The following is a 4,028-nucleotide window of genomic DNA, read 5'->3' as shown; positions in this document are numbered from 1 at the left end:
GTGAGCGACGCCGTCCGGTACACGTTGACCGAGCGCATCCCGGCCGCGATCGAGGGCGTGACGCCGCCCCCCGCGGCGACCGGGATCGACGCCGAGCTCGCCAAGCTGCTCGAGATGGCGATGGAAGCCGCCAGCTCGGGGGCCGACCAGCAGGCGTCGATGCGCTCCGCCGTCGTGGCGCTCTCTCGCCGCGTGCAGGTGTCGGCGCACCGCATCCAGGAGGAGGCGACGCTTATGGCGGACCGGCATCCCGGTGACGCCGGCGTGCTGGACGTGAGCATGCGGGTCGACCACGCCGCCGCCCAGCAGGCCCGCACCGCGCAGAGCATCGCCGTGCTGCTCGGAGAACGGCCCGGCCAGCAGTGGCAGGATCCGCTCCCGCTGGTCGACGTGGTCCGCGCCGCCGCTGGCCGGATCATCGCCTACAGGCGGATTGAGGTAGCGGGCGACCCGGACATCGCCGCGGTGCCGGCGGTCGTCGAGCCGCTGATCCACCTGGTCGCCGAGTTGCTGGGCAACGCCACCCAGTCCTCTCCGCCGTCTACTCAGGTGCCGGTCGCCGTCCTCGCCGTACAGCGTGGTGCGGTCATCGAGGTGCACGACTGCGGCGTCGGTCTTGATGACTACCGGCTCGCGCAGGTCCGTGCGATCGCCGCTGGGAAAGAGCGGGTCGGCCTGGAGAAACTCGGGGAGTTCCCGCAGACCGGGCTGGCGGTGGTCGGCCAGTACGTCCGGAGGCACGGCTTCCGGGTGGACCTGTCCGAGTCGGTGTACGGCGGCGTCCGGGCGATCGTGGGCATACCGTCTGAGCTGGTGGAGACCGTGGAGCCCGCGGAATCCGCCTCCGTGCCGACGGCTCCGGTGCCCGCGGCCCGGGCGCCGGAGGCCTCCGCGACGGCGACGGACACCCCCCAGCGCGGACTTCCCCGCAGGCATTCGCCCCGGCACTCCGCCGCCTCAGCGACATCCACGACGTCCGCCGCCGGAACCGGTCCGTCGGCCGTAACCGGGATCACGGAGGGCGCACGGACCATGGCGCAGCCGAGCCCGGCCGAGGCCGGCGCCTGGATGGGCGCGTTCCTGAACACGGCGACGCCAGACGGCGAACCGGCGCCCGACGACAATTCAGCAGGCCTCGAGGACAACTCGACAGAGCAGCAGGAGCAGGGATGACTGTCGACCAGAACTGGATGCTGGACGAGGTAAACGGTGTCCGGGGCATCCGGCACGCGGTGGTGCTGTCGGCCGACGGCCTGGTGCGGGCGCGCTCGGAGCAGACCAGCAAGGACGACGCCGACCGGCTGGCGGCGGCCTGTGCCGGGCTGAAGTCGATAGGGCAGAGTCTGGCCAGGCGGTTCGCGGACGGGGGCAGCACCTCCCGCCAGGTGATGGTGGAGTTCGACGGCCACGGCGGCTTCTTGTTCATCCGCGGCGCCGGCGACGGGTCGCACCTGGCGGTCGTCACCGAGCAGGTGGTGGACCCCGCGCTGATCGCCCAGCAGATGCAGGCGCAGGTGCTGAAGATCGGCGCCCCCAACCTCGCCACCCCGACCCGCGAGAACTGAGCGGGGCATGACTAGCCCAGGCGAGTACCGCGACCGCCCGGTGCGGCCATACGTCCTGACCGGCGGCCGTGCCGCCCCGACCAGGAACACAGTCCGGCCGGAGACACTGGTGGTCGCGGCCTCTCCCGCCGGGCCGCTGCCGGTGTCCGCGAGCCGCACGGAGCGCGCGCTGCTCGGCACGTGCAGGCGGCTGTTGTCGCTGGCAGAGGCCGCCGTCCACCTCGAACTGCCGGTCAGCGTGGTCATGGTGGTGGCCTCTGACCTGATCGACTCCGGCCACTTGTCCGTGCGTACGCCGGCGAGCGCGCCGGTGAGCTCAGACCTTCTCGAGGAGCTGCTCAATGGCCTTCGCAAACTCCGCTGAGCCGGCCGAGGCCGATACCAGCACCCGAGCCGACGGCGGGAAGAACTCCGGCCGGTACGTCGCCGAGACCGTGGAGCGGTCGGCGAAGATCCTGGTGGTCGGCGCGTTCGGCGTCGGGAAGACCACGCTGATCGGCTCGGTCAGCGAGATCGAACCGCTGCGCACCGAGGAGTTGATGACCACCGCGAGCATCGGCGTCGACGACCTGGCCGGGCTGGAAGGCAAACGAGCCACCACCGTGGCGATGGACTTCGGTCGCGTCACGGTGACGCCTACGCTGGTGCTGTACCTGTTCGGCACGCCCGGCCAGCGGCGGTTCTGGGACCTGTGGGAGGGCCTGGCCGAGGGCGCCGTCGGCGCGCTCGTCCTAGTGGACACCCGGCGCCTGGAGCAGAGCTTCGAGGTGCTCGACCAGCTGGAGACCCACTCCCCCGCGCTGCCGTTCGCGGTCGCGATCAACCATTTCCCCGACAGCCCCCGGTACGGAACGGACGAGCTCGCCGAGGCGCTCGACCTTCCGCCGCGCACGCCCGTCGTCGAATGCGACGCCAGGGAGCGTCCGGGATCGGTGCAGAGCCTGATCACCCTGATAGAGCACGCCCTCTCCGCACAGAAGGTGTTGTCCTGATGACATCCCCCGCCCACGTGGCCGGCCGCCTCGCTGACCTGCGCGACCTGACTCCGGTAGGACAGATCAACGCGCACGCCGACCTGCAAGCTGTGTATCGGATGCTGCGAGCGCAATGGGGCGAGGTCGCTCCCGTGGAGCTCGAGCCGGGCATCAATGGCTGGCTCGTCATGGGCTACGAAGAGATGATGCATGTCCTGCGCCACGAGCGGCTGTTCGCGAAGAACTCGTCGCACTGGCGGGACCTGGGCGAGGGAATGGTCAACCCGGACTCGCCGCTGCTGCCGATGATGGCCGCCCGGCCGAACGCCTACTTCTCGGACGGGGACGAGCACCGCCGGCTGCGTGCGCCACTGGACGAGGCGGTGGCCAGGCTGAAGATACGCCACACCCGGGAGCAGACCACGGAGGTCTGCGAGTCGCTGATCTCTGGATTCGCGCCGCGAGGCCAAGCCGACCTGCTGAGCGAGTACGCGATGATGATCCCGACACTGACGGTGGGCCGCATGCTCGGCCTCGGCCTCGACCAGGCGCACGAGATGCACCGCGCGATGATGGACCTGTCCACCAACGGAGCGGACGCGCAGACCGGAAACGACCGGTTCACCGAGATCATGATGGACTTGGTGCATCTCCGCCAGGCCGAGCCGGCCGAGGATATGACCACCGTCATCGTCCAGCACCCGAACATGGAGAACGACTTCGAGCGAGCCCAGTCGATGGCGCTGATGATCGCGGGCGCGGCCGAGTGCACCATGGCCTGGATCGGCTCCGCCCTGCAGTTGCTCCTCACCGACCTCCGTTTCGCCGGCCGGATGCTCGGCGGGCGGCTCGGCATCGACGACGCCCTCGACGAGGTGCTCTGGCGCGAACCGCCGTTGTCCAACCTGCCCGCCCGGTACGCGCTTCGCGACACCGAACTCGCGGGGCAGCCCATCGAGCAGGGCGACCCGCTCATCCTCGCGTTCGGGGCCGCCAACGCGGACCCGCGCGTCCATAGCGACGACCCGTGGAGCGAACTCGGCAACCGCGCGCACCTGGCGTGGAGCGGCGGCCCGCACATCTGCCCCGCGCACGTGCCCGCACGGGTCATCGTCCGCACCTCGGTCGAAACTGCCCTGTATCAGCTGCCCGGCCTGCGCCTGGCCGTGTCCGCGGACGAGATCGTCCGTCTCCCGTCGCCGTGGACGCGCTGCCCGGGCACCCTGCCCGTGATCTTCGCCCCGCGAACGGCATAGGTGGAAAATCACCCCCGTAGAGTTTTTCAGCCTGCCGAGCTGCAAGGAAAACGCAATTGCATGAAAACCTAGACAACGCCCTTCCCGGGAAGTTTTATTGACGCGGAAGTAATTCATTACCGCGAATATTCATAGCCGAATTCTCGGCTCACGTGCAACGGAGGCCCCGTGCCCTGCCCCTTCTCCCCGGACACCCCCGAGAGCACGACAACCACCGCGACTGGCTCCCCCAG

5 protein-coding genes are annotated in these 4,028 nt (G+C 69.9%); all 5 read left to right on the top strand.

The features are described from left to right. On the top strand, positions 1 to 1,173 hold a 1,173-nt coding region (locus tag VGH85_16175), incomplete at its 5' end, for an ATP-binding protein (protein ID HEY2175344.1). Next, a complete protein-coding gene (locus VGH85_16170) occupies positions 1,170 to 1,565 on the top strand; it encodes a roadblock/LC7 domain-containing protein (protein HEY2175343.1) in 396 nt (131 codons plus the stop codon). The genes VGH85_16175 and VGH85_16170, both read left to right, overlap by 4 nt. A 7-nt stretch (positions 1,566 to 1,572) precedes the next feature. Then, a complete protein-coding gene (locus VGH85_16165) occupies positions 1,573 to 1,929 on the top strand; it encodes a DUF742 domain-containing protein (GenBank protein ID HEY2175342.1) in 357 nt (118 codons plus the stop codon). After that, positions 1,907 to 2,557, top strand: coding sequence for an ATP/GTP-binding protein (locus VGH85_16160; GenBank protein HEY2175341.1), 651 nt, complete (start codon positions 1,907 to 1,909; stop codon positions 2,555 to 2,557). Before VGH85_16165 ends, VGH85_16160 begins: the two co-directional genes overlap by 23 nt. Next, on the top strand, positions 2,557 to 3,795 hold the full coding sequence (locus VGH85_16155) for a cytochrome P450 (GenBank protein HEY2175340.1): 1,239 nt from the start codon (positions 2,557 to 2,559) through the stop codon (positions 3,793 to 3,795). Before VGH85_16160 ends, VGH85_16155 begins: the two co-directional genes overlap by 1 nt. Positions 3,796 to 4,028 lie beyond the last annotated feature (233 nt).

This window comes from Mycobacteriales bacterium (genome assembly GCA_036497565.1).
In the GTDB taxonomy this organism is placed as follows: Bacteria; Actinomycetota; Actinomycetes; order Mycobacteriales; family QHCD01; genus DASXJE01.
This window is presented reverse-complemented; position numbering and strand designations above follow the sequence as displayed.

Coding starts and splice junctions, on each gene's coding strand:
- VGH85_16170 (HEY2175343.1), top strand. CDS start 1,170: ATGACTGTCGACCAGAACTGGATGCTGGACGAGGTAAACGGTGTCCGG.
- VGH85_16165 (HEY2175342.1), top strand. CDS start 1,573: ATGACTAGCCCAGGCGAGTACCGCGACCGCCCGGTGCGGCCATACGTC.
- VGH85_16160 (HEY2175341.1), top strand. CDS start 1,907: ATGGCCTTCGCAAACTCCGCTGAGCCGGCCGAGGCCGATACCAGCACC.
- VGH85_16155 (HEY2175340.1), top strand. CDS start 2,557: ATGACATCCCCCGCCCACGTGGCCGGCCGCCTCGCTGACCTGCGCGAC.